The following is a 26218-nucleotide window of genomic DNA, read 5'->3' as shown; positions in this document are numbered from 1 at the left end:
GAAGGAGCCGTGCATGCGCAAGGGAATGGGGATGGCCGGGGTATTGGCGGCGGGATTGGCGATGGCGCTGGCCGGGACGGCCGGCGCGGCGGAGCCGGTCTACGTCGATGCGGTGGACTATCCCGGCAACGGCGAGGGCTGGGAGGCGTTCGGCGACCTGCGCCGCAAGCTGGAGAAGGATTTCGACATGATCTGCGGCGATACCTTCTGCGAGGGCGACTTCAGCGACTACCGGCCGCTGCGCCTGCGCTGCTCGGTCCACCGCGCCAGCGGTGCGATGCGGCAGTGCACCTGGACCTTCGGGGCCAGCGAGATCGACGTGGAGCCGCGTACCGGCCGCCTGTTGGTGACTACCCGGACCTGGCGCTGCCCGATCGCGCTGCCGCCGGGGCTGACCCTGCCGGAGTTCCATCGCGCGCTGGCGGTGCCGAATCCGCTGTTCCGGCCGTTGCCCGGTGGGCAGCCCATCTACGAGAACCTGATCGGTTGCCTGTGACGGCGACCCCGGCCAGCCCGGCCCGCCGGGGCGAGGGGCTGTGCCACGTTCGCGATCCCCGGCGGCTGCGGAAAGCCCGCCATCCTCGCTTCCGCGGGATGGCGGGCAGGGAACAGGGCGGCCCGGCGCCCGGGGGAAGGTTGCGAGCGCCCTCCCTCGAGCGCCATGCCGCGGGCGGAATGCGGAAGCGCCGCGCGCCGCCGGTTGGCTCGCAGCGACGGTACCAGCAGCGGCGCCACGATGTTGACGATCTTGATGACGCCTTCGGCGCGCCCTCGCCCCGTTCCCCTCTCCCGTGGGGCGGGAGAGGGGCGAAGGCGTCGAACGCGGCCGGCTCCGGTCAGAGCAGCGGCACCATCAACAACGCGACGATATTGATGATCTTGATAAGGGGATTGATCGCCGGCCCGGCGGTGTCCTTGTAGGGGTCGCCCACGGTATCGCCGGTGACCGCCGCCTTGTGCGCCTCGCTGCCCTTGCCGCCGAAATGGCCGTCCTCGATGTACTTCTTGGCGTTGTCCCAGGCGCCGCCGCCGGTGGTCATCGAGATCGCCACGAACAGGCCCGTCACGATCGTGCCGATCAGCAGGCCGCCGAGCGCGCGCGGCCCGAGCAGCAGCCCCACGACGATCGGCACCACCACCGGCAGCAGCGAGGGCAGGATCATTTCCCGGATCGCCGAGCGGGTCAGCATGTCCACCGCGCGGTCGTACTGCGGCTTGCCGGTGCCCTGCATGATCCCGGCGATCTCGCGGAACTGCCGGCGGACTTCCTCGACCACCGCGCCGGCGGAGCGGCCCACCGCTTCCATCGCCATCGCGCCGAACAGGTAAGGGATCAGGCCGCCGATCAGCAGGCCGATGATCACCGTATGGTCGGACAGGTCGAAGGCGAACGTCTCGCCCGGGTGCGCGGCCTGCAGGTTGTGGGTGTAGTCGGCGAACAGCACCAGCGCCGCCAGGGCGGCCGAGCCGATCGCATAGCCCTTGGTCACGGCCTTGGTGGTATTGCCCACCGCATCGAGCGGATCGGTGACGGCGCGCACCTCCGGCGGCAGTTCGGCCATCTCGGCGATGCCGCCGGCGTTGTCGGTGATCGGGCCATAGGCATCGAGCGCCACCACCATGCCGGCCATCGACAGCATCGCGGTCGCGGCGATGGCGATGCCGTACAGGCCGCCGAAGTGGAACGCCCCCCAGATCGCCGCGCACACCGCGATCACCGGCAGCGCGGTCGATTTCATCGATACGCCGAGCCCCGCGATGATGTTGGTGCCGTGGCCGGTGGTGCTGGCCGAGGCGACGTGCTGCACCGGCTTGTAGTTGGTGCCGGTGTAGTACTCGGTGATCCACACGATCAGCCCGGTCAGGACCAGGCCTATCAATGCGCATGCGTAGATCGCGTTCGCCCCGTGCTCGTTGCCGGCCATCAGTGCGCGGGTGATGGGCCAGTAGGCGATCGCCGCCAGCACGCCCGAGACGATCACGCCCTTGTACAGCGCGCCCATGATCGAGCCGCCGGCCTTGGCCTTCACGAAGGCCGCGCCGATGATCGATGCGACGATCGACACGCCGCCCAGCACCAGCGGATAGAGCACCGCATGGGGGCCGGTTTCGCCGGCCATCAGCCCGCCCAGCAGCATGGTGGCGATCACGGTGACCGCGTAGGTCTCGAACAGGTCCGCCGCCATGCCGGCGCAGTCGCCGACGTTGTCGCCGACGTTGTCGGCGATCACCGCCGGGTTGCGCGGGTCGTCCTCGGGGATGCCGGCCTCGACCTTGCCCACCAGGTCCGCGCCGACGTCGGCGCCCTTGGTGAAGATGCCGCCGCCCAGGCGCGCGAAGATCGAGATCAGCGAGCTGCCGAACGCCAGGCCCACCAGCGCATGCAGCGCCTGCTCGCCGCTGGCGCCGAGATGGCGGGTCAGCACGGCGTAGTAGCCGGCCACGCCCAGCAGTCCCAGCCCGACCACCAGCATGCCGGTGATCGCGCCGCCGCGGAAGGCCACGTCCATGGCCGGGCCGAGCCCGTGCCGCGCCGCTTCGGCGGTGCGCACGTTCGCGCGGACCGAGACGTTCATGCCGATGTAGCCGGCCAGTCCGGAGAGCACCGCGCCGATCGCGAAGCCGACCGCGGTGTACCAGCTCAGGAACAGGCCGACGAGGACGAACAGTACGATGCCGGCGACGGCGATGGTGAGGTATTGCCGGTTGAGGTAGGCACGCGCGCCTTCCTGGATGGCGCCGGCGATCTGCTGCATTCGTTCGTTGCCGGCCGGTTGTTTCAGGATCCAGCGCGCTGACACCACGCCGTAGAGAATCGCAAGCAGTGCGCAGCCCAGTGACAGCGCCAACCCGTACTGTTCCAGCATGACCCCTCCCAAGGATGATGGATGTCGCCCAGCCGGGGACGAACAAGGGGAGCGGTGCGCGGCGAGTGGAACGGCGAAAACGGACTCGTCGGCCCGGGAGGGCCAGAAGCGCACGTCGCGATGTTCATGCCTGCCTGGGTCTGGGCCGAGTATGCGCGCGGGGTGGCGCGATCGCCACTGTGCCGTTTTGTCGCGACGTTCAGTCGGGTCGTGCCAGCCTGCCGGTCCCGACCTTCCAGGAGCCATGCGATGGATCTTCGTCAGTTCGCCTTGGTGGGCTTGCTGCCCGTGGCCGGCCTGGCCATGGCCGCCGATCCCGTGCCGGAGCTGCAGCGCCCGGTAGGAGCGCCGCAGGCGGTGGGCGCCGCGCATACGCTGCGGCAGATCCCGGAGGCTTGCGCGCGGCTGGAGGGCATGTTCACCGGCGATGCCGCCCAGCCGTACAGCTTCGCGACGGTACGCACCAGCCCGACCTGCCAGCCGCGCGCGCGTTTCGTCGATTTCGACAAGGCCCAGCCGAGCGAGGCGGGAGGCTGGAGGCTCAACGACGTCATCCGCGTGCCGAGCGCGGAGTGCCCCTCGCAGCAGGCGGTGGTGCGGGTATGGCACAAGCGGGTGGACGGCAAGCCGCAGCTGGATGGGCAGGGCCAATCGCGGATCTATCTCGAGGAGGCCCGGCAGCAGGCGGCGGCGGGCAAGATCGCGCAGATTCCCATGTACGCGGCGCAGATGAAGGTGGAAGGGAAGGCGTGCCGATAGGCGCGGAAGCTTTCCTGGGGGCTTCCCGATGCTGTCTTCCATGGGAGGGATTCCGGCCCCGGCGGGCTTTGCGGGTGTCGCCTGGTCTGCCGTCATCCCCGCGCAAGCGGGGATGCAGGCCCTCTGCTATCGCCGGACGAACGTCGCTGGGTTCGCGCCTGCGCGGGGACGACGGACTCCCGTCTTGCCGTTGCTAGTCGAAGCGCCCTTCAAACCAGTCCGAAGCGCCGCAGGACCCGCCGCATCGAAGCCGCATGGGTCACGGTGTCCGCATGCAGGCCGGCCGCGCGGGCGCCGCGGACGTTGACGAACAGGTCGTCGACGAACAGCGTGGTCGCGGCGCGCGCATCCAGTCGCGCCAGGGCCCGCGCATAGACCTGCGGTTGCGGCTTGCGCCCGCCCAGCGCGCCGCTGCACAACACGCGCCCCTGCAACGCGCCCGCCAATGCCGGGACGATGCGCGGCACCGCCGTGGCCATGAGCGGGCCGTTGTTGGTCAGCACGGCGATCGGCATGCGGGCGGCGACGTCCGCCACCAGTGCCTGCGTCCGCGGGTCGGCGCTGCATGCGGCGATGCGCGCGGCGATCCAGGCGGCTTCGTCGATCTCGGCACCCAGGCCTTCGCCCAGCCGGCGCAGGTAGTCGGCCGTCGTCAGCTCGCCGCTGTCGTAGGCGGTTTCCAGGCCCGAGGCGAACAGCACTTCGTCCACCCGGGCGGCCGTGGTACCGGCGCTCCGGGCGAGGCGGGCGCAACGCAGCGGGCGGGCATAGCGCGCCAGCACGCCGTCGAAGTCGAGCAGCAGCAGCTCGAGCGAAGGCCTCATCGGCGCCGGCCCATGACGGATGCGCGCGCGATGCCGTGGATGTCGTGGGCAGGCAAGGGTGGCGAGGGGGTGGCGAGGAGACGGACAGGATAGTCGCGGGCCGGCCGCCGGGTAGGCGGCGAGCGATGCGGCAACGAGTCGCGCGAGCCGTGGATACCCGGCCGGGATGGTGGCACCCACCCATCCGTGGCGGACCTACCCGCCGGATGTGATCGATTCGTTAATCGCCGTGGCTATGGTCGATCCATGCCCGACGTGGCTACTGGCCGGCCAGGGGAACCGGCGCGACGCAATCCATCACCACCACTTCTTCCGGGGGTTCCGAGTAATGGGCAAGCGCATCAATTCCGATCGTTTGGCGTATTCGATTTCCAGGGCGCTCGGCGCCAGGCCGCAGGCCGGCCGGCTCGCCGCGGCCGTGCTGCTGATGGGGCAGGTGGCGCCCGTGCTGGCCGCGGACGCGCCGGCCGACGACGCCAAGACGCTGGATGCGATCACGGTGATCTCCACCGGCACGCGCAAGAGCAACATGGCGGTCACCGACAGCCCGGCGCCGATCCAACTGGTCAGCCTCGAGAAACTAGCCTCCACCGCCGCGCCGGACCTGCAGAACGCCATCGCCAACCAGGTCCCGTCGTACAACGCCAACCAGGTCGGCAGCGACATGGCCAGCCAGACGCTGACCGCCGCATTGCGCGGCCTGTCGCCCAACCACACCCTGATCCTGATCAACGGCAAGCGCCTGCACAACACGGCCAACGTCAGCGCCGGCACCGGCGCGGCCGCGCCGGACCTGTCGTTCATCCCGGAGGCGGCGGTCGACCACGTGGAAGTGCTGACCGACGGCGCCGCTGCGCTGTACGGCTCGGACGCCATCGCCGGCGTGATCAACATCATCCTGAAGAAGAACCCCGATGGGGGCGAGGTCACGGCCGGCTACTCGGGGTACCAGGACGGCGGCGGCCGCGACTTCAAGTGGGGCGCCAACCTCGGCTTCGGCGACACCCAGAACTTCTTCAACCTGAGCGTCGAGGCCGAGAACCGGCAGTCGGTGTACCGGTTCGTGCCGTCGGCGATGGGCGCGTGCATCCAGAACCCGGCCGACTGCCGCGCCAATGGCCTGGGCATGCAGGATTTCGCGCTGAGCGCCGCCAACCTGCAAGCGGTGTTCAATCCCAAGTTCCCCTACCTCAACAACTGGCTCAATCCGCCGGAGGTGCATCGCAAGGCGCTGTACTTCAACTCCGGGGCGGTGCTCAGCGACAGCGTGTCGTTCTACGCCTTCGGCGGCTACGGCAAGAAGACCGCCTCGTCCGAGGAGAACTACCGCGCGCCCGACCAGTTGATGGGCTACACCGATGCCTCGGGCACGGAGCAGTACAGGTACCCCTACGGCTTCAACCCATCGGAATACGCCGACGAGGACGACTACACCTTGACCGCCGGCCTGACCGGTTTCGTCGCCGATTGGACGTGGGACGCCTCCACGACCTACGGCAAGGACAAGATGGACGTCTACACGATCAACTCGATGAACCAGAACCTGTGGAACGAGTTCGGCTATACGCCCACCGACTTCTACGACGGCACGTTCACCGCCAGCCAGTGGACCAGCGACCTCAACGCCACCCGCGATTTCGACGTGGGCCTGTCCTCGCCGCTGACCTTCAACGCCGGCGTGGAGTACCGCCAGGACAAGTACGCGATCTCGCCGGGCGACGCCGCCTCCTACTACAAGACCGGCGCCTCGTCCTTCCCCGGCTACAACCCGGCCACCAATACCGGCAGCTACAGCCGCAACAGCTATTCGGTGTTCGCCGACGCGATCTTCTATCCGCTGGAGAAGTGGCTGGTCGACACCGCGGTGCGCTACGAGCACTACAGCGACTTCGGCAGCAAGACCATCGGCAAGCTGACCACCCGCTACGACTTCAGCGACGGCTTCGCGGTGCGCGCCACCGCCAGCACCGGCTTCCGCGCCCCGACCCTGGGCGAGGAGTACTACTCGGCGGTCAACGTCAGCCCGTCGGGCGCCTACCCGCAACTGCAGCCCAACGGCAGCGCCGCCGCTTCGCTCGGCTTCGGTGCGCTCAAGCCGGAGACCAGCACCAACTTCTCGCTCGGCTTCGTGTTCAATCCGCTGACCCATCTCACCAGCACGCTGGACTTCTACCGCATCACCATCAAGGACCGCATCGACCGTGGCAGCTTCTGCTACGTCAGCGGCAGCGCCCCGTGCGACCCGGTCAGCGGCGCGGAAACGGACAGCTACAACACCGCGCTCGGCCAGGCGCTGGTGGACGGCGGCTACCTGGGCAGCATCGATCCGACCGCGAGCGACGAGGGCTCGTTGGACACCAGTGCGCGCCAGAACATCAGCGTGTACCTGTTCAACAACGCCCTGGATACCCGCGCGACCGGCGTGGACTGGGTGACCAACTACCTGACCCCGTTCGACTGGGGCTCGGTGGACTGGATCCTGGCGGCCAACTACAACAAGCTCGACGTCATCAAGGTCAAGGAAGCGCCAGCGAGCCTCGGCGGCGGTTCGATGTACAGCACCGCCACGCTCATCAACATGGAAAACGCCTCGCCGAAGTTCCGCGTCAACCTCGGCGCCACCATCAACGTCGGCAAGTTCAGCATCAACGTCACCGAGGCGATCTACGGCCCGCAGTACCAGTGGGCCGACACCAACACCAACGACGAGGGCATGGGCAACGAGTTCCCCGACGAGGTGCTGGCGCAGCTGGATACCAGGGTCATGGACGGCCGCACCTACTACAAGGAGAAGATCGGCGTGCTGGCCACGACCAACCTCAGCATCTCCTTCAAGCCGAACGACAAGTGGACCCTGACCGTCGGCGGCGACAACATCTTCAACAAGTACCCGGACAAGTATCCGGCGGCGGTCTGGGACTGGGTGACCTCGCACTACGAGAACCAGTGGGGCTACCTGACCAAGTACCAGACCGGCAGCCCGATCGGCTACTTCGGCGGGCGTTGGTACGCCAAGTTGGCGTACCGGTTCTGAGCGGCCGGCGGCGGGTTCCCGGCGCGACTCCCGTGCGGCCGTCCGCCCTGGCGGGCGGCAGCGCGACGGGAAACGCGCCGGTCCGCTAGCCGCGGCATCGGAGCGCACGCTCCGGCCTACCCGCTCCATCCCGACCTACCCGCGGCGGGTGGCTTCCGCCGCCACGCCTGCGGCTATGGTCATCGTGCAGTCCGCCTGGCGCCGTGACGAGGGCCAGCGCCGACATGCGGTCCCTATGAGGCTTCGTTGAAGATGCAGGCAAGATCCCGTGGAGCGATGACGCGCCGCCAGCTGCTGGCCAGGATCGGCATGGCGGCCGGTGGCGCGATGATGTACCAGGCGATGAGCAGCCTGGGGATGGCGGCGGAATCGGATTTCCGCGAAGGCTTCAGGCTCGAGGGCGATGCGCGCGGCGCCTCGGTGCTGATCCTCGGTGCGGGCCTGGCCGGCATGACCGCGGCATACGAGTTGCGCAAGGCCGGCTACAGCGTGCAGGTCCTGGAATTCAACGATCGCCCCGGCGGGCGCAACTGGACGCTGCGCGGCGGCGACCGCTATACCGAACTGGGCGGGGCCAGTCAGGAGTGCCGGTTCGACGAGGGCCACTATCTCAACCCGGGGCCGTGGCGGATCCCGCACCACCATCGCGCGGTGCTGGGGTATTGCCGGCAGTTCGGCGTCGCGCTGGAAGCGTTCAACCAGGTCAACCACAACGCACTGCTGCACAGCCAGCAGGGCTTCGGGGGCGTGCCGAAGCGCTTCCGCGAGATCGACGCCGACTACAAGGGGCACGTTTCCGAACTGCTCGCCAAGTGCACGCGGCAGCATGCCCTGGACCAGGCGGTGAGCAAGGAGGACCAGGAGCTGTTGCTGGAATCGTTGCGCGCCTGGGGCGCGCTCGACGGCAAGTTCGGCTACGTGAAGGGACGCGAGAGCAGCGAACGCCGCGGCTTCGCCAAGTATCCCGGCGGCGGGCTCTCCGGCATGCCCGAGTTCTCCGAGCCGTTCTCGGCGCAGGACGTGCTGCGCTCGCGGTTGTGGGCCACGCTGGCGGCCGGCAGCAACTACGAGATGCAGACCACGATGTTCCAGCCGGTGGGCGGCATGGACCAGATCGGCAAGGCGTTCGCGCGCCAGCTGCCGGGCCTGATCCGCTACAACGCCAAGGTCACCGGCATCGACCAGGATGCGCACGGCGTCACCGTCACGTGGCAGGACACCGCCAACGGCCACGCCGAGCAGGTCGCCAAGGCCGATTGGTGCATCTGCACGATCCCGCTGTCGGTCCTCAGCCGCATCCCGGTCACCGCCAGCGAGGCGATGACCAGCGCGATCGCGGCGGTGCCCTATGCCGCCTCGGTCAAGGTGGGCCTGCAGTTCAAGCGCCGCTTCTGGGAAGAGGACGAGGCGATCTACGGCGGCATCAGCTATACCGACCTGCCGATCACCCTGATCAGCTACCCGAGCACCGGCTACCACGGCGCCGGCAAGGGCGTGCTGCTGGGCGCCTACGTGTGGGGGCTGGAAGCCTACGAGTTCACCTCCATGGCGCCGGCCGAACGCGTGCGCAAGGCGGTGGAATACGGGACGCAACTGCATCCGCAGTACCCGCGCGAATTCGACAACGGCATCGCGGTCGGCTGGCACCGGGTGCCGTTCACGCACGGCTGCTTCGGCATGTGGAGCGAGCAGGCGCGCGCCGACCACTACCGCAACCTGTGCCAGATCGATGGCCGGCTGGCGCTCGCGGGCGAGCACGCGTCCTACATCCCGGCCTGGCAGGAGGGGGCGATCCTGTCCGCCCACGACGTGATCCGGCGCCTGCATGGGCGCGTACTGTCCGAAGGAGGCCGCGCATGAAACCGCTGCAGGTATCGACGATCGCCGTGGTACTCGCCGCGATCGCCTGGCTGATGGCGCCGCCGCTCGGGCCGCAGGCGCGCGCGCAGAGTTCCGATGCCACGCCGCTGTATCCGCAGGCCGGTTTCGGCGCCGTCGACGGGCGCACCGTCTACCAGGCGATCTGCCAGGGCTGCCACATGCCGGAGGGCCAGGGCGCGCGCGGTGCCGGCGAGTATCCTGCCCTGGCCGGCAATCCCAAGCTCGCCGCCGCGCCTTACGTGGCGATGATGGTGATCGACGGCCATGCCGGCATGCCGGGCTTCGGCGAGATCCTCAACGACCGGCAGGTGGCCGAGGTGGTCGGCTACGTGCGCAGCCAGTTCGGCAACCAGTATGCCGACACGCTCAGCATCGAGGACGTGCGCAGCCTGCGCCACTGAACCGGACCTCCCTTTTCGTTTCCACGCCACAAGGAGCCAGCATGTTCCCGTCCAAGTCCTCCATCGCCGGCCTGTTGCTGCTGTTGCCGCTGGCCGCCAGCGCCGCCGACGTGGTGCGCCACAAGATCCCCGGCAGCGATTTCCCGATCGCGGCGGCGGTCGAGATACCGGCCGGCAAGACCACGGTCTACGTCAGCGGCAAGGTGCCGGCGGCGATCGACCCGAGCGCGCCCAAGGACTCGCAGGCGGCCTGGGGCGATACCAAAGCGCAGACCATCAGCGTGCTGGCCCAGATCAAGCAGCAGCTCGAGTCGATGGGGCTGGGCATGGGCGACGTGGTGAAGATGCAGGCGTTCCTGGTCGGCGATCCCGCGCTCGGCGGCAAGATGGATTTCGCCGGGTTCATGGCCGGTTATACCCAGTTCTTCGGCACCAAGGAGCAGCCCAACCTGCCGGCGCGCTCGGCGTTCCAGATCGCCGCGCTGGGCAATCCGCTGTGGCGCGTCGAGATCGAAGTCGTCGCGGTGCGTCCCTGACGCCCTTTTCGAGGAGGATCGCATGAAGCCTTCGCTCTCCCGCCGCGCGTTCCTGCGCGATTCGGCCCTGTTCGCCGGCAGCGCCGGCACGCTCGCCGGCGCGCCCTGGCTGGCCCAGGCCGCGCCGCTGGCCGGCCGGGCCACCGCCGATGCGCCGGTGATGATCAACGCCAACGAATATCCGGACGGTCCCTCCGCCGCCGCGCTGAAGGCGATCGCCGAGATCGCGCCGCAGGGCGGGCGCTACCAGTGGGCACTGCAGATGGAGTTCCTGCAGACGATCGCGCAGCAGCTCGGTGTCGGGATGGATCACCTGATGGCCTATGCCGGCTCCACCGAACCGCTCGATTACACGATCCTGGCGTTCACCTCGCCGCAGGCCGCGCTGGTCACGGCCGATCCCACCTACGAAGCCGGCTGGCGCGCCGCCGCGCGCAACGGCGCACAGGTGATCAAGCTGCCGTTGCGGCAGGACGATTCGCACGACGTGCAGGCGATGTGCGCGGCCGATCCGAAGGCAGGCGTGATCTATATCTGCAACCCGAACAACCCCACCGGTTCGGTCACCGCGCGCGCCGACCTGGAATACGCGCTGGCGCACAAGCCCAAGGGCAGCGTGCTGGTGGTCGACGAGGCCTACATCCATTTCTACGACGGCGCGGCCAGCGCGGTGGACATGGTCGCTGCGGGCGAGGACGTAGTCGTGCTGCGCACCTTCTCCAAGCTGTACGGCATGGCCGGCATCCGCCTGGGTTATGCGGTGGCGCGCCCGGACCTGTTGCAGAAGCTGAAGTTCTATTCGGTCAACAGCCTGCCGGTAACCGCCGTGGCGGCGGGCCTGGCCAGCCTGCGCGACCCGCAGCTGGTGCCGCGGCGCCGCGCGGCCACCGCCGCGATCCGTACCGACACGATCGCCTTCCTCGAAGGCCAGGGTTATCGCTGCACGCGCGCGCAGAGCAACTGCTTCATGGTCGACGTCAAGCGGCCGGCCAAGGGCTTCATGGACGACATGGCCACCCATGGCGTGTTCGTCGGGCGCAGTTGGGAGGTATGGCCGAACGCGTCGCGGATCACCGTCGGCACCGCCGCGGAAATGGCGCGCTTCAAGCAGGCCTTTGTCGAAGTGGCGGCGGGCAGGCGCGGGCCGTTGCCGGTGCCCTCGCCGGGCATGGCGTTGTACGATCCGATGAACAGATTCTTCCGCTGCGCATGAGCCGCGACCGGTCGTCGCAGGCATGCCTATCGATCGTTTTCCCAGGGCGTGTCGTGGGCTTGGAACGAGGGTGAAGCGGCTGGCGCGCGTCGAGGCAAGGCGCGCGCTGCGCCCCAGGCATCCCATTCCAAAGTCGATAACACGCTCTAAAATCGCATTCCAAACCGCCGCCCCGAAGGAGCGTCTCTTGAAGCTGTTGCAGAAATTCGCGTTGCTGTCGCTGTGTTTGGTCGCACCCGCTGCCTGGGCCAAGACCTGCGCGGTCACCATCGTCGGCAACGACCAGATGAAGTTCGACCAGAGCGCCATCAAGCTCGCGCCGGACTGCACTGAGGTCAGCCTGACCCTCAAGCACAGCGGCAAGATGGCCGCCACGGTGATGGGCCACAACTGGGTGCTGACCCGTACCGCGGATTTCCAGGCGGTCGCCAATGCCGGGCTGCGCGCCAAGATCGAGGACAGCTACCTGCCCAAGGACGACAAGCGCGTGATCGCCCACACCAAGGTGATCGGCGGCGGCGAGAGCACCACGATCAAGTTCCCGACCAGCAAGCTGGAAAAGGGCGGTGCCTACACCTTCTTCTGCTCGTTCCCGGGACACTGGGCGATGATGAAGGGTACGCTGAGTTTCGGTTGATGCGGTGAGTTCGACTCGAGAGCCCCTCTCCCTGCGGGAGAGGGGTTGGGGTGAGGGTACGGGGTGAAGCCGCGCCGCACGAAATCCATGGTGGCAGCCACGATGAACGCGTCGCCACGCGCCCGGACGGCAAACGATGCGAGCATGCGCTCTGCGATGGTTTGCCTTTACCGACGCGTGGCGACGCGTTTTTCGATACGACGACAGTGGGTTCCCTGCGGCGCGGCTCCGCCCGTACCCTCATCCGCCCTTCGGGGCACCTTCTCCCGAGAGGGAGAAGGGGGCGGGGCTGGTGACCGTTAGGCGTCCGACAACGGCAAAGGTCCGTTGTCCTGACCTCTCAAAACCCCCCGCTGCAGGGCATTCGCCAGCGCCGCCTCGCGGGTGCGCGCATCCAGCTTCCGGTAGAGGTTCTTCAGGTGGAACTTCACCGTGTTCTCGGACAGGTGCAGGTTCCGCCCGATCTGCTTGTTGGAATGGCCGCCGGCCAGTTGCGTCAGCACTTCCAGCTCGCGTTCGCTGAAATCCTCGCTGAGGGCGTCCTCCTCGCCGCTGAGCCGGTCCAGCAGCGCCTGGATGGTGAGCGCGCGCGTGGTGCCGGCGACGATCTCCGGATCGTGCTGGCGCAGCGAACGCAGCATCGCCTTGGCCGGCAGGCCCAGCTCGGCCACCACCTGCCAGCTGTGGGTCAGCGCGACGTGGTCCAGCACGCTGTGCAGGTGGGGCAGGGCGTCGTCCAGCTCGCCGCGCTGCTGCAGGACCAGCGCCATGCGGATGTGGGCGCGCATGCGGTGGTGCTGGTTGCCCTCGGCGGTGCAGGCCTCTTCCAGTTGGCGCAGGATCGCCAGCGCCGCGCTGGTGCGCCCGGCCAGGCCGTGCCAGCGCGCCAGCGCGAAGCCCAGCGCCGCGCGCTGGCGCCAGTGGTGCGCGTGCCGCAGCGCGTGGGCCAGGCCGGCCTCGCCGCCGGCGCGTGCGATCAGCAGGTCGGCGCCCGCGTGCGCGGGCAGGTCCAGCACCACCTGCAGGCGCCAGGCCACCGCCAGTTCCGAGAGCCGGGCCAGGTGGCGCGCCTGCGCGATCGCGTCGATGTGGTCCAGCAGCGCCAGCGCGCCGCGACCGCTGCGGTCGCGTGCCTTCGCCAGGCCCAGCGCGGTTTCGTAGCCGCTGGCGAACAGGTCCAGCCATCCGTCGTGCTGCTCCAGGAACGACAGCGAGGATTCCAGCAGGTCGGCCGCCTGGTCGTGGCGCCCGCGCTCGTACTGCAGTTGCGCCAGCAGGCAACTGGCGGCGGCCTGCAAGGTGCGGTCGGTGTGCTCGTGGCGCTGCGCCAGCTGCATCGCCTGCTGGTAGGCGGCTTCGGCCTCGTCCAGCGCGCCGCGGTAGTAGCGGCTCTGGCCGAGGTGCAGCAGCGCGTAGTTGACGCCGATCTCGCTGCCGCAGCGCCGCATGTCCTCGCACGCCGCCAGCGCGTGGCGCTCGGCCGCCGCGAAGTCGGCCTGGCCCAGCGCGGTGGTGGCGCAGATGCAGGCCAGCGTGCCGCGGCCGAGGTGGTCGTCCTCGTCGAGCGCGGCGGCCTGCGCGGCGATCTGCACGCGCCCGTGCGGGTTGCCGCAGATCTCGTCGAACAGGTCGCGCAGCAAGGCCACCACCACGGTGTAGTCGCGCTGGAACGGTTCGCGCATCGCCGCCGGGAAATCGCGGAAGCGCTCCAGCAGCAGGCGCGCGTGCGCGAACTCGCCCAGCTTCATGTGCAGGTAGGCCTGGGTGAGGTTGAGCGCGGGCGTGTCGCGGATCGTGCGGTGGTCGAAGTGCCGCAGCAGCGTGCGCACCTGCGCCGGGCCGTGCCGCAGCAGCAATTGCCAGGTGCCGGCGCGCGCGATGTAGCCGGCGGCCAGGTCGCCGGCGCCGCCGCGCGCGGCATGCCGCACGGCCTCGGCCAGGTGGCCGTGCTCGCCGAGCCAGCGCGCCGCGCGCTGGTGCACCTGTTGCAGCTCGCCGGGGCGCTCGCGTTCGAGCTGCTGCTGGAGATAGTCGGCGAACAGCGGGTGATAGCGGAACCAGGCGTGCTCGTCGTCGAGCGGCACCAGCAGGCCGTGGAAGCGTTCCAGCCGGGTCAGCAGCAGGCCGCTGTCGGTGCTGCCGCGCACGTGGTCGGCGAGCGCGCCGTCGAAGCGTTCCAGGGGCGCGGTACGCAGCAGGAAGTCGCGCGTGGCGGCGTCCAGGTCGTTGACCACCTGCTCGGCCAGGTAGGCGGCGATTTCCGCCGAGCGCCCGCTGAAGCGCGCCATCTGCGCCGGGCGCTGGGCGGCATCGCGCGCCAGCCACAACCGCGCCAGGTGCAGCGCCACCGGCCAGCCCTCGGTGCTGCGGCGCAGTTCCAGCGCGACATCCTCCGGAACCTCCGCACCGAGCAGGGCGAGCGTCTCGGCGGCGTCCAGCGCCAACTGGCCGCTGCCCAGCCGCGCCAAGCGCCCTTGCGATCCCAGCCGCGCCAGCGGCAGCGCCGGCGCGCGCCGCGTCGCGACCACCAGGTGCAGGCGCGGGCCGGCGTGTTCCACCAGCCGCAGCACCACGTCGTCGACCAGGGCGCAGCTGGCGCGTTCGTAGTCGTCGAGCAAGACGGTAAGTTCGTGCGGCGCGCCGTGGATGGCACGGATCAGCAGGTTGACCGCCGCGCCGCAGGTCTGCGCATCGCAGGGCTGCTGCAGCAACTGCGCGCATGCCGACGGCTCCGCGCCCGCGCTCTGCAGCGCCAGCGCCAGATGGCCCAGGAAGCGCTCCACCTCGGTGTCGTCGTCGTCCAGCGACAGCCAGGCCACCCCGGCGCCCCGTTCCTGCAAATGGCGGTGCCATTGCGCCAACAGCGTGGTCTTGCCGAAGCCGGGCGGCGCCAACAACAGCGTCAGCGGCAGCGCTTGCGCCTGCTCGAGCTCGCGCAGCAGCGCATGGCGGGCGATCGCGCTGGCCTGGACCTGCGGCGGATCGAGCTTGTAAGGAAGGACCCAGTCGGGCAGCCCGGGCTGGTCGCGCGCGGGCTGTGGACGCGGATTGAGCAACGCAACGGGCTTGAGCATGGGGCGAGGGGCATGCCAGGCGGTCGACCCACTGCGCACCGGCCAGCACGCTCGGGGACGGGAATGACCAAGCGCGGAACGCGCGTGCCGCCCGGGGCGGCATCGGTTCGTGCGCATTGTGTCGAGGGTCCCCACCCATGCCCTTCCATGGACACCGGGCGTCAACTTATGACAGCGAAAAGACAAAAGCAAAGGCCGCCTGCGATCACGCCGCGTCGCCGGCGCTCCAGCGACACCGGCTCGATAGCTGCCATCAATCAGGGAGCGGCTTTGCGGAAGCGGCTTCCGTCAGCCGGCGCTGGCGCGGAACGCCTCGCGCGCCGCGGCCACGGTCGCCTCGATCGTCGCCGCGTCGTGCGCGCTCGACACGAAGCCCGCCTCGTACGCCGAGGGCGCCAGGAACACGCCGCGCTCCAGCATCGCGTGGAAGAAGCGGTTGAAGGCCGGGATGTCGCACGCGGTGGCCTGGGCATAGGTCTCCACCTTCTGGTCGGTGAAGAACACACCGAACATCGCCCCCACGCGGTTGGTGGTGACGGCGACCCCGGCCTCGCGCGCGGCGGCCTCCAGCCCGTCGCACAGGGTGGCCGTGGCCGCGGCGAGCCGGTCGTGGAAACCCGGCGCCTGGATCAGTTCCAGCATCGCCAGGCCCGCTGCCATCGCCACCGGGTTGCCGCTGAGCGTGCCGGCCTGGTAGATCGGCCCGCTCGGCGCGATCTGCGCCATCAGCTCGCGCCGGCCGCCATAGGCGCCGACCGGCATGCCGCCGCCGATGATCTTGCCGAAGGTGGTCAGGTCCGGCGCGATCCCGTAAAGCGCCTGCGCGCCGCCCAGGGCGACCCGGAAGCCGGTCATCACCTCGTCGAAGATCAGCAGCGCGCCGTGCTGCGTGCACAGCTCGCGCAGGTGCTGCAGGTAGCCGGGCCGCGGCGGGATGCAGTTGGCGTTGCCGACCACCGGTTCGATGATCACCGCGGCGATCTCGCCGCCGATCTCGTCGAACAGCCGCGTCGCCCCTTCGAAGTCGTTGTAGCTGAGCGTGGCGGTCAGCTCGCTCAGCCCGGCCGGCACGCCCGGCGAGGTCGGCACGCCGAGCGTGAGCATGCCGCTGCCGGCCTTGACCAGGAACGAGTCGCCGTGGCCGTGGTAGCAGCCCTCGAACTTGACGATGCGCTGGCGCCCGGTGGCGCCGCGCGCCAGGCGGATGGCCGACAGCGTCGCCTCGGTGCCGGAATTCACCATCCGCACCATCTCGCATGACGGCACCAGCCGGGTGATGGCCTGCGCCATCGCCACCTCGGCCGGGCACGGCGCGCCGAACGACAGTCCGTCGCGCACCGCCTTCTCGACGGCCTCGCGTACCGCCGGATGGTTGTGCCCGACGATCATCGGGCCCCACGAGCCCACGTAGTCGATGTAGCGGTTGCCGTCCACGTCGAACAGGTAGGCGCCATCCGCGCGCTGCACGAAGAACGGCTCGCCGCCGACCGACTTGAACGCGCGCACCGGCGAGTTCACGCCGCCGGGAATCAGCGCCTGCGCCTGGGCGAAGAGATCGTGGGAACGGGCGTTGTGCATCGGCGGATCCTCGGAGGCTGCGGGGAAGACGGGCGCCTATTGTCGCGGCTTCCTCCGGTCCGCGCCTAGGGCGTGTCATCCAATCCCGAACAGGTCGCGTTGGCTCTGGAAAGCCGTCAGTTGGTGTTGCGTGGCGCAGCGCCTGACTGGCAGTCAGGTCAAGCCGCGCGGCGCCGACTGGCGGCTTTCCAGAGCCAACCCGGAGGGCCGCCGCTGCGCGCGCCCGGAGCCGCGTCATCACTCGGGCGTGGACGGACGTCCACTTCCTCGCTCTTCCTTGCTCCGAGCACGCGTAGCGACGGCGCGACCTGCTCGGGATTGGATGACACGCCCTACCCGGCCGGTGCGGACCTACCCGCCGTGGCGATTCCGGAGCCGCGACCTGCTCGGCCACTCTCGGCGGAGCGGGGACATGAAGTCATGGCCGATGGTTATTGGGCAGATGCCATCCCCCCTGAACAAAGTGTTCCGGTGGTCCCGCGCTGGCAGGCCACCTCTGCCGTTCGTTTCGTCATCGACGATTTTCATTCCGGGGAATAGAGAAAGCATGAACAAAGTCATCCAGAGGCGCGCCCTGGCCTTGGCCTTGGCGGTCGCCATCGGCGGCGCGCACGCGCAATCCACCACCGGCAGCATCGTCGGCAGCGTGGCCGACGGCGCCGGCAAGACGGTATTGGTGGAGAACAACAGCGGCTTCAGCCGCGAAGTGCCGGTGGACGAGCGCGGCCGCTACAGCGTCGGCAACCTGCCGCTGGGCACCTACAAGGTCACCGTGAAGCGGGACGGGGCGGTGCTCGACAGCCGCGAGAACATCAGTCTCACCGTCGGCGCGAACACGGACGTGTCCTTCGCCGCGGGCGCGATGCAGACGCTGGACAGCATCAGCGTGGTCGGCTCGCGCCTGCAGGCGATCGACGTTTCCAGTGTTGATACCCGCACCGTCATCTCCGCCGAACAGCTGCAACAGCTGCCGCTCGGGCGCAGCGCCGAAGCGATCGCGCTGCTCGCGCCGGGCGTGGTCGTCAACAGCGGCGGCTTCGACAACGGCCCACTGGGCGGGTCGCTGCCCAGTTTCGGCGGCTCGGCGGCGTCGGAGAACGCGTACTACCTCAACGGCTTCAATACCACCGACCCGGCCCGCGGCCTGGGCGGCCTGACCTTGCCCTACGGCGCCATCGACCAGCAGGAAATCTTCACCGGCGGCTACGGCGCGCAGTACGGCCGCAGCAACGGCGGCGTGATCAACCAGATCGGCAAACGCGGCACCAACGAATGGAAGTTCGGCGCGGCAGTGGTCTGGGAGCCGGACGGCCTGAAGGCCAAGCAGCGCGACCTGTACTGGCGGCCGGACAGCCAGGCCTCCACGGTCAACAACACCGCCTACAACTACGCGCGCGCGGCCAACGGCTTGTACCAGCCGCAGAGCGAGGCCGAAGCCAGTTCGACCACCTATAGCGCTTATGTCGGCGGCCCGATCGTGAAGGACAGGCTGTTCTTCTTCCTGGCCGCCGAGGAGGTCAAGTCCGACGGCATCCGCGTGGCGAGCAATCGCGACGTGGGCGCCGGCATCAGCAGTTCCGGCGTAGGCACCAGCGGTGGCCTGACCGACTACGACTACACGCAGAAGCGCTGGTACGCCAAGCTGGATTGGTACATCACCGATAACCACCTGCTGGAATTCACCAGCGCCGGCGACAAGTCCGAGACGGGCGGGAAGATCTACAACTACGACTACGCGAACCGCGAGCGCACCACCTATTACGCCGACGACCAGAAGCAGGAGACCGGCCCGACGCTCAACACGGCCAAGTACACCGGCTATTTCGGCGACAACGTCACCCTGACGGCGCTGTACGGCAAGATGCGCACGCCCGACCGGGTCACGCCCTACCAGTACGATCCGGCCAACGGTGCGCGCATCATCGATGCGCCCCTGCAGAACCCCGCCTACAACGGCGGCAACGAGATCGAGGGGGCGCAGAAGGTGGTGTCGGTCAGCGCTTCCGACCGCGCGTATGAGAAGGACAACCTGCGCCTGAACCTGGAATGGCGCCTGGGCGACCATGCCGTCAGCGTCGGCATCGACAACCAGAAATCGGAAGGCATCGACATCGGCTCGATCCTGTCGGGGCCCGGCTACTCGTGGACCTATGGGCGGACCAACGACCCGTACGGCCTGCAGACGGGCGGCCTGGTCAGCCAATCGGCGAACGAGGCCGGCGGCGTAGGCGCACCGAGCCCGGGCCTGGTCGATCCCACCTACGGCTCGCAGGGCTACTACGTGGTCCGCAACGTCAACACCAGCCTGTATTCCTATGAAGCCAAGCAGAAGGCGTACTACATCGAGGATAAATGGCAGGTCACCGACAACCTGCTGCTCAGCCTGGGCCTGCGCAAGGACGAGTTCACCAACTACACGCCCTTCGGCCAGGCTTACATCAACGTCGACGACGCATGGGCGCCGCGCCTGGGCTTCAGCTGGGACGTCAACGGCGATTCCAGCCTGAAGGTCTACGGCAACATCGGCCGCTACTACCTGGGCCTGCCGTTGTCGCCGGTGGGGTTGTTCACGCCCGCCATCAACACCGACACCTATTTCACCTACAGCGGCATCAATGCCGACGGATCGCCGATCATCTCCCAGCAGTTGGGCTCGGCGGTTTCGGCCAACTCGCGCTTCGGCCGCATCGCGGACATACGCACGGCCGTGGCCAAGGACATCGAGGGCGAGAACCAGGACGAGATCATCCTCGGCTTCGCCAAGCAGTTCGAAAGCGGCTGGGTATTCGGCGTCCGCGGCACGCACCGGCGCCTGAACGCCGGCATCGACGACCAGAACTACGACGTGTCCAATACCGCGCTGATCGACGCGGCGGCGGCGCAAGGCGTGACGATCGACTGGTCCAAGGTGTCCGGCGCGGCCCTGATCAATCCCGGGCAGACCAACACCTGGGGCGTGATCGGCACCGACGGCCAGTTCCATGAAATCAAGGTGAGCCGCGAAGCATCCGGCTTCCCGAAGTTCAAGCGCAACTACTCCGCGCTCGAGTTCAACCTGGAGCGCCCGTTCGACGGCAAGTGGTACGCCAAGCTGAACTACGTGTGGTCGCACAGCTACGGCACCACCGAGGGCCAGCTGCGTTCGGACCTGTGGCGCACCGGCGGCACGCTGGGCAGCTACCAGGGGCAGGCCTCCGTCTCCACCACCCAGAGCTGGGACCACCCGGCGCTGATGGAGCATTTCAATGGCGACCAGTCCAACGACCATCGCCACCAGATCAAGTTGTACGGCTACTACCAGCTGACCCGCGAGTGGGGCGTCTCCGGCAACCTCAGCCTGATCTCGGGCGCGCCGCGCAGCTGCCTGGGCAATTACTACGGCGACGACTACAGCGGCAGGGATCCGGCCGGCTACGGCGGCAGCGCGATCACCGGCGGTCCCTACCACTATTGCTACAACCCGCAGACCGGCGTCGGCGAGCCGTCGCCTCCCGGCTCGCACGGCAGGCTCGGCTGGATCAACCAGTTGGACGTGGGCGTGACCTACAAGCCCGGCTTCGCCGACGGCAAACTGGCGTTCAACCTCAATGTGTTCAACATCACCAACGAGCAGACCGCGACCAACATCTATCCGTTCTCGCAGCTGCCGGACGGCTCGGTGAACCCACTGTGGAACCAGCCGGTCGCCTACCAGGCGCCGCGCTACGCAAGGCTGACGGTGAGCTACGACTACTGACCGGGTCTCCGGCCCGCCGTCCGGCGGGCCGGAGCGCAGCTTTCTGTGGGAGGGGCTTCAGTCCCGAGGCTTTGCCAGGATCGGTAAAGCGTCGGGACCAAAGTCCCTCCCACTTCATTCCAGGCGTAACGCGCGTTCTTGCCTATCCGACCAAGCCGAAGCGGGCGCGATAGGCCCGCAACACCGCCAGCGGATCGTCCGCCGAGTACACGCTGCTGATCGTCGCGACCAGCTCGGCCCCCGCATCGATGGCCGGGCCGCAGTTGTCCGGCGTCAAGCCGCCGATCGCCACGCGCGGCACGCCCAGGGGCGCGGCATCGCGCAGCAACTGCGGCGTGGCCCGGCAGGTCGTCCGCTTGCTCGGGCTGGGGAAGAACGCGCCGAAGCCCACGTAGCTGGCGCCGGCCGCGACCGCGCGCTCGGCACGCTCGAGCTGGTCGTAGCAGCCGGCGCCGACGATCGCCTCCGGACCGAGCAGCGCGCGGACCTCGGCGATGTCGCCATCGTTGGCGCCCAGGTGCACCCCGGCGGCGCCGACCGCCTGCGCCAGCTTCGCGTCGTCGTTGACGATCAGCGGCACGCCGGCCGCGGCGCACAGCGCCTGCAGGGCCGAAGCCTGTTCGCGGCGCAGCGCCGCGTCGGCCTGCTTGTTGCGGTACTGCAGCCAGGCGATTCCGCCGAGCAGCGGCCGCGTGCGCGCCAGCAGGCGCTCGGTATCGGGCTCGTCGGGAGTGACGAGGTAGACGCCACGGACGGCAGGGGGGACGGTCATCGGCAAAGCTTCCTGAACGGAGGGCGGGATGGGACAATGCGAAGTCCCATCCGCACCGCGATTATCCGATGAGCAACACGCCCGAGACCACCTATCGCAGCTGGATGTGCGTCGTCTGCGGCTTCATCTACCACGAGGCCGACGGCCTGCCGGAGGAGGGCATCGCGCCAGGCACGCGCTGGGAGGACATCCCGGACACCTGGACCTGCCCGGACTGCGGCGTGACCAAGGACGATTTCGAGATGGTGGAGCTGTAGTTCCTTCTCGCTCCGGGTGGCTTGCGAGCCGTTGGCTCGCCACACGCCTGAACGCGCGGTGCGCTGCACCGGGCCGGACGCGGAGCGGAGTGCCCGCTTTTCCCTTCCCCTCCGGAGAAGGTGGCGCGAAGCGCCGGATGAGAGTACGGGCGAAGCCTCGTGCATGCTCAACCTACATGAGGTTTCGCCCGTTCTCGCCCCAACGCCCGCGCCCCGGCCCGCGCCAGCGGCGTGGGCGTTCCAAGGCGCTGCTCGCGCTGCGCTAATGCGCGTAAACCGGCTGGCTGCCCAGGTCGATCAGGTGCTCGCGCATGCCGGCCGCATCCTGTGCCTGGGGATTCAGCTGCAGGTAGCGCGAGAGGTCCTCGCGGGCACCGCTGGCATGGCCGAGCTGCAGGTAGGCCAGGCCGCGGTCGCGCAACGCTTCGGCCTGGTCGGGCATCAGCTTGAGGATGCGGTCGGCACTGCGCGCGGCCCGGTCCCATTGCGCCTCGTCGGCGTACACGCCGTGCAGGTTGCGCAGCACGCGGACCAGGATGGCGCGGTGCGGGGCCGGGTCGAGGATGCGCGCCAGGGCGCCGTCGTCGGGGATCTCGCCCAGGTGCGGGCGGGCGCGTTCGCGCAGCTCGTCCACGCCGAGCGGGCGGCCGCCGTTGAACGGATCCATCACCAGCAATCCGTCGTCCACCGGCAGGCGCACCAGGAAGTGGCCCGGGAACGACACGCCGTCGAGCGGGATGCCGAGCCGGCGCGCCACCTCCATCTGCACCATCGCCAGCGAGATCGGGTTGCCGAGGCGGCGCTCGAAGACCTGGTTGAGGTAGCTGTTGCGCGGGTCGTAGTACTCGTCGTGGTTGCCCGAGTAGCCGAGCTCGTCGAACAGGTGGCGGTTGACCGCGGCCATCTTCAGCGGCCACGGGTCGATCGACTCGACCTCGTGGCGCAGGTGGTCGACGTGGTTCTGCACCAGCGCGTCGTAGCGGTCGGCGTCGAGCTCGGGATATTCGTCGCGCGCGATCAGCAGCGCGGTCGCCAGCAGCGGCAGTGAGTCGTCGTCCTGCTTCGCCAGCGTGTTCCAGACGGGCAATGTGAGTCGTTCCCCCATGCCGCAAAGACTGGAGGCAAAACGTGGCATCTTCAAGTCCGGCGGGCGCGGACGACGACGGGGCGAGCCCCGCGCGGGGGCGTGCGGGCTCGCGCGGATCGGCAGGTCAGTGCAGCGTGGGGATGCCGGGGCCGAAGACCAGCTCCGCGCCGTCCTGCAGGTCCAGCCGCCGGGCCTGCCCGGCATTGAGTTCCAGCACGTAGCGCGCCGGCCGGTTGCTGGGATAGGCCGGGCAGGCGTTGCCGGCCGAGCACGGCGGTACGTCGCGCTGTTGCGACACCAGCCGGCGCTGCTCGTCGAAATACAGGATGTCCAGCGGGATCTTGGTGTTCTTCATCCAGTACGCCTGCGGTTCGGTGGCGTCGTGGATGAACAGCATGCCGTGGTCGGCCGCCATCTCGTCGCGGAACATCAGCCCGCGCGCGCGCGAGGCATCGTCCTGCGCCAGCTCGACCTGATAGCGCTGGCCGGACAGTTCCACCCATTTGCCGCCGGCACTGGCGCAACCGCTGGCCAGCATCATCAGGGACAGCACGCAGGCGCGAAGCAGGGCATTCATGGCGGGGTTCCGGCAGTGGGGCGCTGCGCACCTTCGGGGAAGGGGGCCGGGTTCGTCAAGCGGTTCCGGCCGGGATCCGGGTCAGCTGGTCGAACAGTTGCCGGCTTTCGCGCCGCAGCCGCTCCAGTATCGCGGGCGGCGGCTGAGTGAACAGCTGGCAGGCCAGGGCGAGGGACACGGCGTCCAGGCCCAGCGGATCCTCGGCGTGGCGGCCGAGGCTGAAGAAGCGGTCGTAGAGATCGAAGCGGCTCTCGACCAGGTGCACGATGCCGGCGCCGAGTTCGTCCTGCACGTCGCAGTCCTGCAGGTGCAGCGGCAGTGGCCATCCGCGCGGCGGACGGGCCGGATCGAACAGGACGTCGCCCGCCGGTGTCGCCCCCGGCAGGCCCGGCTGGCGCGCACGGCAGGCCAGCCAGAACCGGAACAGGCCGAGCTCGGCCATGGCCTGGCGCGGCTGCGGGTGGCGCGACAGCAGGTCGGCGTAATGCCGGCGATAGTCGAGCGAAGCGTAGACGGCGATCGACAGCGCCGGGCCGGACAGGGCCGGCGACGGGCCACGCAGGTGCTGGTGCATGGGTGTCTCCTTTCGGTGGGCGGAACGTCCTTGCGGCTATGAAACCAATAAGTTCACTATAATGGAAGTGATAGGTGAGTTCACGCTGAGCGTGCTACGTAACGTTGCGCGCCATGAGCGACGAACATCATCAGTTCTCCCGCCGCCTGGCCGAGGCGATGCGCGCCAATGGCTACGAGCCGCGCCCGGCGGTGCTGTTCCGTCTGTTCAACGCGCGCTATGCGGGGCGTTCGGTGACGTTCCAGAGCGTGTCGCGCTGGTTGCGCGGGCGCTCGATCCCCGAGCAGGACAAGCTGCAGGTGCTGGCCGACCTGTTCGGCGTGGCGCCGCACCTGTTGCGCTATGGCGGCGGGCACCGGGTGAGCGAGCCGCAGGCGCCCTGGCCGCCCCAGGCCGGGACGCGCGAGCGCGAGGTGATCGAGGCCTATCTCGCGTTGCCGTTGCGGCAGCGCGAACTGGTGGGGGAACTGGTACAGGCGCTGGCGGGCAAGAAGTCCTGAGCCTGGACGCCGCGCGGCGCGACGGGGGCCGCCATCGGTGGACTCGCACGGGGAGCGGCCCGTGCCGCCCCCGCGGAAGGCTGGCCGCTCAGAACACCTGCGGCGGTTCGCCGCCGACGATCACCACGTCGGCACGACGGCGCGCGAACAGGCCCACGCAGACCACGCCCGGGATCTGGTTGAGCTGGGCCTCGAGCTTCACCGGGTCGGCGATGTGCAGGTTGTGCACGTCCAGCACCACGTTGCCGTTGTCGGTGACCACGCCCTGGCGCCAGACCGGCTGTCCGCCGGTGAGCGCCAGGATCTCGCGCGCGACCAGGCTGCGCGCCATCGGGATCACCTCGACCGGCAGCGGGAACGCGCCCAGCACCGGCACGCGCTTGCTCGGATCGACGATGCACACGAATTGCTTGCTGGCCTCGGCGATGATCTTCTCGCGGGTCAGCGCCGCGCCGCCGCCCTTGATCAGGCACTTGTGGGGATCGCATTCGTCGGCGCCGTCCACGTACAGCGACAGCGTGCCGGTGTGGTTGAGGTCCAGCACCTCGATGCCGTGCTGGAGCAGGCGCGCGGTGCTCTGCTCGGAACTGGAGACGGCGCCCTTGATGCGGTGCTTGATCCGGCCCAGCGCGTCGATGAAGTAGGCCACGGTCGAACCGGTGCCGACGCCGACGATCATGCCGTCCTCGATGTAGTCGATGGCCTTTTCGGCGGCCAGCCGTTTCGCTTCGCTCATGGGGACGTGATTCGTGATTGGTGATTCGTGATTGGTGAAAAGCGATGCGTGAGCCGTGGGCTGGTGCTTTTGCGAATCACCAATCACGAATCACGAATCCCGGCTACTCCAGCGACAGCAGCAGCTTCCACTGCGCGGCGGTGACCGGGAACACCGACAGCCGGTTGCCGCGCGCGGTCAACGGGAAGCCTTCGCCCAGCGCCTCGGCATGCCGCTTGATCTCGTCCAGCGGGATGGTCCGCGCGAGCTTGCGCTCGAACGCCACGTCCACCAGGAACCAGCGCGGCTGTTCGCGGCTGGCCTTGGGATCGTAGTAGTCCGACTTCGGGTCGAACTGGGTCTCGTCCGGGTAGGCTTCGCTGGCGACCGTGGCCAGCCCGACGATGCCCGGCACCTTGGCATTGGAGTGGTAGAACAGCACGCCGTCGCCGACCTTCATGCCGTCGCGCATGAAGTTGCGCGCCTGGTAGTTGCGCACCCCGTTCCAGGGCTCGGTGCCGACCCGTTCCAGGTCGTCGATCGAGAAGGCGTCCGGTTCGGACTTCATCAGCCAGTAGCGCTTGCGGGCGGTCATGCGGGAAGGGTGTCGCGGGAAGGGAAGGTGGCCAGTTCGGTGCAGACCGCATCGACCGGGACATCCCAGTCCTCGACCGCGAGCGCGGGGGTCTGCTGTGCGGCGAAGCCGACGCCGACCAGCCAGGGCGGCGGCGCCTGGCGATGCCGGAACGCGAAGCTGCGATCATACCAGCCGCCTCCCATGCCCAGCCGGTGGCCGGCCGCATCGAAGCCCACCAGCGGCGCGACCACCAGGGCCATCGCCTCGGCGGGCAAGGCGGTGGTGGGATCCACGTCGGGCTCGGGAATGCCGTAGCGATTGGGCTTGAGCGGTTCGCCCGGGCGCCACGGCGCGAACCGCAGGTGCTTGCCGTGCAGCACCGGCAGGCAGTAGCGCACGCCGGACGGCAGGGAAAGCTGCCAGCGATGCAGGCCGATCTCGCCGTCCATCGCCCAGTAGCCGGCGACATGGCCTTCGCGCGGCGCGAACGGCAGCGCGAGCAGGCGCTCGGCCAGGGCATCGGCGGCGGCGATGCGCTCGGCGGCGGGGATCGCGCGGCGGCGTTCGCGCAGGTGCCGGCGCAAGGCGTCGCGGTCTGGAGTGGTCATTGGCGGAAGGA

General features: G+C 69.0%; 22 protein-coding genes. 11 read left to right on the top strand and 11 right to left on the bottom strand.

The window, feature by feature from the left end; genetic code table 11:
• Positions 1–13 precede the first annotated feature (13 nt).
• A complete protein-coding gene (locus tag FD678_RS04225) occupies positions 14–496 on the top strand; it encodes a hypothetical protein (protein WP_177497555.1) in 483 nt (160 codons plus the stop codon).
• Between the two features lie 340 nt (positions 497–836).
• On the opposite strand, the gene FD678_RS04220 is transcribed toward FD678_RS04225, so the two are convergent.
• Positions 837–2867, bottom strand: a complete 2031-nt coding sequence (locus FD678_RS04220; protein ID WP_140719579.1) for a sodium-translocating pyrophosphatase — start codon at positions 2865–2867, stop codon at positions 837–839.
• A 249-nt stretch (positions 2868–3116) separates the two neighbouring features.
• Here FD678_RS04220 and FD678_RS04215 point away from each other — a divergent pair, with 249 nt between their 5' ends.
• A complete protein-coding gene (locus tag FD678_RS04215; protein WP_140719577.1) occupies positions 3117–3626 on the top strand; it encodes a hypothetical protein in 510 nt (169 codons plus the stop codon).
• Positions 3627–3835: 209 nt separating this feature from the next.
• On the opposite strand, the gene FD678_RS04210 is transcribed toward FD678_RS04215, so the two are convergent.
• Positions 3836–4450, bottom strand: coding sequence for an HAD-IA family hydrolase (locus tag FD678_RS04210; protein WP_140719575.1), 615 nt, complete (start codon positions 4448–4450; stop codon positions 3836–3838).
• 328 nt (positions 4451–4778) lie between these two features.
• On the opposite strand from FD678_RS04210, the gene FD678_RS04205 reads away from it, so the two are divergent.
• The 6 genes from FD678_RS04205 to azu all read left to right on the top strand — a co-directional run bounded on the left by FD678_RS04205 (position 4779) and on the right by azu (position 12152).
• On the top strand, positions 4779–7484 hold the full coding sequence (locus tag FD678_RS04205) for a TonB-dependent receptor plug domain-containing protein (protein ID WP_218569484.1): 2706 nt from the start codon (positions 4779–4781) through the stop codon (positions 7482–7484).
• 276 nt (positions 7485–7760) lie between these two features.
• Positions 7761–9344 (top strand): flavin monoamine oxidase family protein, encoded by a 1584-nt coding sequence (locus FD678_RS04200; protein ID WP_140719573.1) that lies wholly within the window; start codon positions 7761–7763, stop codon positions 9342–9344.
• Positions 9341–9766 (top strand): c-type cytochrome, encoded by a 426-nt coding sequence (locus FD678_RS04195; protein WP_140719571.1) that lies wholly within the window; start codon positions 9341–9343, stop codon positions 9764–9766. The genes FD678_RS04200 and FD678_RS04195 overlap by 4 nt, the downstream gene beginning before the upstream one ends.
• Before the next feature lie 41 nt (positions 9767–9807).
• The gene (locus tag FD678_RS04190) at positions 9808–10302 is read left to right on the top strand and encodes a RidA family protein (protein WP_140719569.1); all 495 of its coding nucleotides are present in this window, start codon (positions 9808–9810) and stop codon (positions 10300–10302) included.
• 22 nt (positions 10303–10324) lie between these two features.
• On the top strand, positions 10325–11515 hold the full coding sequence (locus FD678_RS04185; RefSeq protein WP_140719567.1) for a pyridoxal phosphate-dependent aminotransferase: 1191 nt from the start codon (positions 10325–10327) through the stop codon (positions 11513–11515).
• Between the two features lie 187 nt (positions 11516–11702).
• Positions 11703–12152, top strand: coding sequence for an azurin (azu, locus tag FD678_RS04180; RefSeq protein WP_140719565.1), 450 nt, complete (start codon positions 11703–11705; stop codon positions 12150–12152).
• Between the two features lie 299 nt (positions 12153–12451).
• On the opposite strand, the gene FD678_RS04175 is transcribed toward azu, so the two are convergent.
• Complete coding sequence (locus FD678_RS04175) at positions 12452–15226, bottom strand: LuxR C-terminal-related transcriptional regulator (RefSeq protein ID WP_140719563.1); 2775 nt, start codon at positions 15224–15226, stop codon at positions 12452–12454.
• A gap of 288 nt (positions 15227–15514) precedes the next feature.
• The gene (gene hemL / locus FD678_RS04170) at positions 15515–16804 is read right to left on the bottom strand and encodes a glutamate-1-semialdehyde 2,1-aminomutase (protein ID WP_140719561.1); all 1290 of its coding nucleotides are present in this window, start codon (positions 16802–16804) and stop codon (positions 15515–15517) included.
• A 547-nt stretch (positions 16805–17351) separates the two neighbouring features.
• Here hemL and FD678_RS04165 point away from each other — a divergent pair.
• Positions 17352–20540 carry a TonB-dependent receptor domain-containing protein gene (locus FD678_RS04165; protein ID WP_140719559.1) on the top strand — a complete coding sequence of 1063 codons (3189 nt, stop codon included), beginning with the start codon at positions 17352–17354 and terminating at the stop codon, positions 20538–20540.
• Between the two features lie 142 nt (positions 20541–20682).
• Here FD678_RS04165 and thiE read toward each other — a convergent pair whose 3' ends face one another.
• Positions 20683–21312, bottom strand: coding sequence for a thiamine phosphate synthase (gene thiE / locus FD678_RS04160; protein ID WP_140719557.1), 630 nt, complete (start codon positions 21310–21312; stop codon positions 20683–20685).
• Positions 21313–21380: 68 nt separating this feature from the next.
• On the opposite strand from thiE, the gene FD678_RS04155 reads away from it, so the two are divergent.
• Positions 21381–21569 (top strand): rubredoxin, encoded by a 189-nt coding sequence (locus FD678_RS04155; RefSeq protein ID WP_140719554.1) that lies wholly within the window; start codon positions 21381–21383, stop codon positions 21567–21569.
• Between the two features lie 262 nt (positions 21570–21831).
• On the opposite strand, the gene FD678_RS04150 is transcribed toward FD678_RS04155, so the two are convergent.
• From FD678_RS04150 to FD678_RS04140, 3 genes are all read right to left on the bottom strand, one after another.
• On the bottom strand, positions 21832–22674 hold the full coding sequence (locus FD678_RS04150) for a SirB1 family protein (RefSeq protein ID WP_140719552.1): 843 nt from the start codon (positions 22672–22674) through the stop codon (positions 21832–21834).
• 106 nt (positions 22675–22780) lie between these two features.
• Positions 22781–23233, bottom strand: coding sequence for a DUF192 domain-containing protein (locus FD678_RS04145; protein ID WP_140719550.1), 453 nt, complete (start codon positions 23231–23233; stop codon positions 22781–22783).
• Positions 23234–23288: 55 nt separating this feature from the next.
• Positions 23289–23807 (bottom strand): hypothetical protein, encoded by a 519-nt coding sequence (locus FD678_RS04140; protein ID WP_140719548.1) that lies wholly within the window; start codon positions 23805–23807, stop codon positions 23289–23291.
• A 113-nt stretch (positions 23808–23920) separates the two neighbouring features.
• On the opposite strand from FD678_RS04140, the gene FD678_RS04135 reads away from it, so the two are divergent.
• Positions 23921–24307: a helix-turn-helix domain-containing protein gene (locus FD678_RS04135; RefSeq protein ID WP_140719546.1), complete on the top strand. Its 387-nt coding sequence runs from the start codon at positions 23921–23923 to the stop codon at positions 24305–24307.
• Between the two features lie 88 nt (positions 24308–24395).
• On the opposite strand, the gene rpiA is transcribed toward FD678_RS04135, so the two are convergent.
• The 3 genes from rpiA to FD678_RS04120 form a co-directional block, all read right to left on the bottom strand.
• A complete protein-coding gene (gene rpiA / locus FD678_RS04130) occupies positions 24396–25043 on the bottom strand; it encodes a ribose-5-phosphate isomerase RpiA (RefSeq protein ID WP_140719544.1) in 648 nt (215 codons plus the stop codon).
• 103 nt (positions 25044–25146) lie between these two features.
• Positions 25147–25617 carry an EVE domain-containing protein gene (locus FD678_RS04125; protein ID WP_140719541.1) on the bottom strand — a complete coding sequence of 157 codons (471 nt, stop codon included), beginning with the start codon at positions 25615–25617 and terminating at the stop codon, positions 25147–25149.
• Positions 25614–26207, bottom strand: a complete 594-nt coding sequence (locus tag FD678_RS04120; RefSeq protein WP_140719539.1) for a 5-formyltetrahydrofolate cyclo-ligase — start codon at positions 26205–26207, stop codon at positions 25614–25616. The genes FD678_RS04125 and FD678_RS04120 overlap by 4 nt, the downstream gene beginning before the upstream one ends.
• Between the last annotated feature and the right edge of the window lie 11 nt (positions 26208–26218).

The sequence above is a fragment of the Pseudomonas sp. Hp2 genome (assembly GCF_006386585.1).
Lineage (GTDB): Bacteria > Pseudomonadota > Gammaproteobacteria > Xanthomonadales > Xanthomonadaceae > Pseudomonas_S > Pseudomonas_S boreopolis.
This window is presented reverse-complemented; position numbering and strand designations above follow the sequence as displayed.

What these genes read in the sequence shown, in the direction of transcription:
- FD678_RS04225 (WP_177497555.1), top strand. Translation starts at nt 14, where the DNA reads ATGCGCAAGGGAATGGGGATGGCCGGGGTATTGGCGGCGGGATTGGCG.
- FD678_RS04220 (WP_140719579.1), bottom strand. Translation starts at nt 2,867, where the DNA reads ATGCTGGAACAGTACGGGTTGGCGCTGTCACTGGGCTGCGCACTGCTT.
- FD678_RS04215 (WP_140719577.1), top strand. Translation starts at nt 3,117, where the DNA reads ATGGATCTTCGTCAGTTCGCCTTGGTGGGCTTGCTGCCCGTGGCCGGC.
- FD678_RS04210 (WP_140719575.1), bottom strand. Translation starts at nt 4,450, where the DNA reads ATGAGGCCTTCGCTCGAGCTGCTGCTGCTCGACTTCGACGGCGTGCTG.
- FD678_RS04205 (WP_218569484.1), top strand. Translation starts at nt 4,779, where the DNA reads ATGGGCAAGCGCATCAATTCCGATCGTTTGGCGTATTCGATTTCCAGG.
- FD678_RS04200 (WP_140719573.1), top strand. Translation starts at nt 7,761, where the DNA reads ATGACGCGCCGCCAGCTGCTGGCCAGGATCGGCATGGCGGCCGGTGGC.
- FD678_RS04195 (WP_140719571.1), top strand. Translation starts at nt 9,341, where the DNA reads ATGAAACCGCTGCAGGTATCGACGATCGCCGTGGTACTCGCCGCGATC.
- FD678_RS04190 (WP_140719569.1), top strand. Translation starts at nt 9,808, where the DNA reads ATGTTCCCGTCCAAGTCCTCCATCGCCGGCCTGTTGCTGCTGTTGCCG.
- FD678_RS04185 (WP_140719567.1), top strand. Translation starts at nt 10,325, where the DNA reads ATGAAGCCTTCGCTCTCCCGCCGCGCGTTCCTGCGCGATTCGGCCCTG.
- FD678_RS04175 (WP_140719563.1), bottom strand. Translation starts at nt 15,226, where the DNA reads ATGCTCAAGCCCGTTGCGTTGCTCAATCCGCGTCCACAGCCCGCGCGC.
- hemL (WP_140719561.1), bottom strand. Translation starts at nt 16,804, where the DNA reads ATGCACAACGCCCGTTCCCACGATCTCTTCGCCCAGGCGCAGGCGCTG.
- FD678_RS04165 (WP_140719559.1), top strand. Translation starts at nt 17,352, where the DNA reads ATGAACAAAGTCATCCAGAGGCGCGCCCTGGCCTTGGCCTTGGCGGTC.
- thiE (WP_140719557.1), bottom strand. Translation starts at nt 21,312, where the DNA reads ATGACCGTCCCCCCTGCCGTCCGTGGCGTCTACCTCGTCACTCCCGAC.
- FD678_RS04155 (WP_140719554.1), top strand. Translation starts at nt 21,381, where the DNA reads ATGAGCAACACGCCCGAGACCACCTATCGCAGCTGGATGTGCGTCGTC.
- FD678_RS04150 (WP_140719552.1), bottom strand. Translation starts at nt 22,674, where the DNA reads ATGGGGGAACGACTCACATTGCCCGTCTGGAACACGCTGGCGAAGCAG.
- FD678_RS04145 (WP_140719550.1), bottom strand. Translation starts at nt 23,233, where the DNA reads ATGAATGCCCTGCTTCGCGCCTGCGTGCTGTCCCTGATGATGCTGGCC.
- FD678_RS04140 (WP_140719548.1), bottom strand. Translation starts at nt 23,807, where the DNA reads ATGCACCAGCACCTGCGTGGCCCGTCGCCGGCCCTGTCCGGCCCGGCG.
- FD678_RS04135 (WP_140719546.1), top strand. Translation starts at nt 23,921, where the DNA reads ATGAGCGACGAACATCATCAGTTCTCCCGCCGCCTGGCCGAGGCGATG.
- rpiA (WP_140719544.1), bottom strand. Translation starts at nt 25,043, where the DNA reads ATGAGCGAAGCGAAACGGCTGGCCGCCGAAAAGGCCATCGACTACATC.
- FD678_RS04125 (WP_140719541.1), bottom strand. Translation starts at nt 25,617, where the DNA reads ATGACCGCCCGCAAGCGCTACTGGCTGATGAAGTCCGAACCGGACGCC.
- FD678_RS04120 (WP_140719539.1), bottom strand. Translation starts at nt 26,207, where the DNA reads ATGACCACTCCAGACCGCGACGCCTTGCGCCGGCACCTGCGCGAACGC.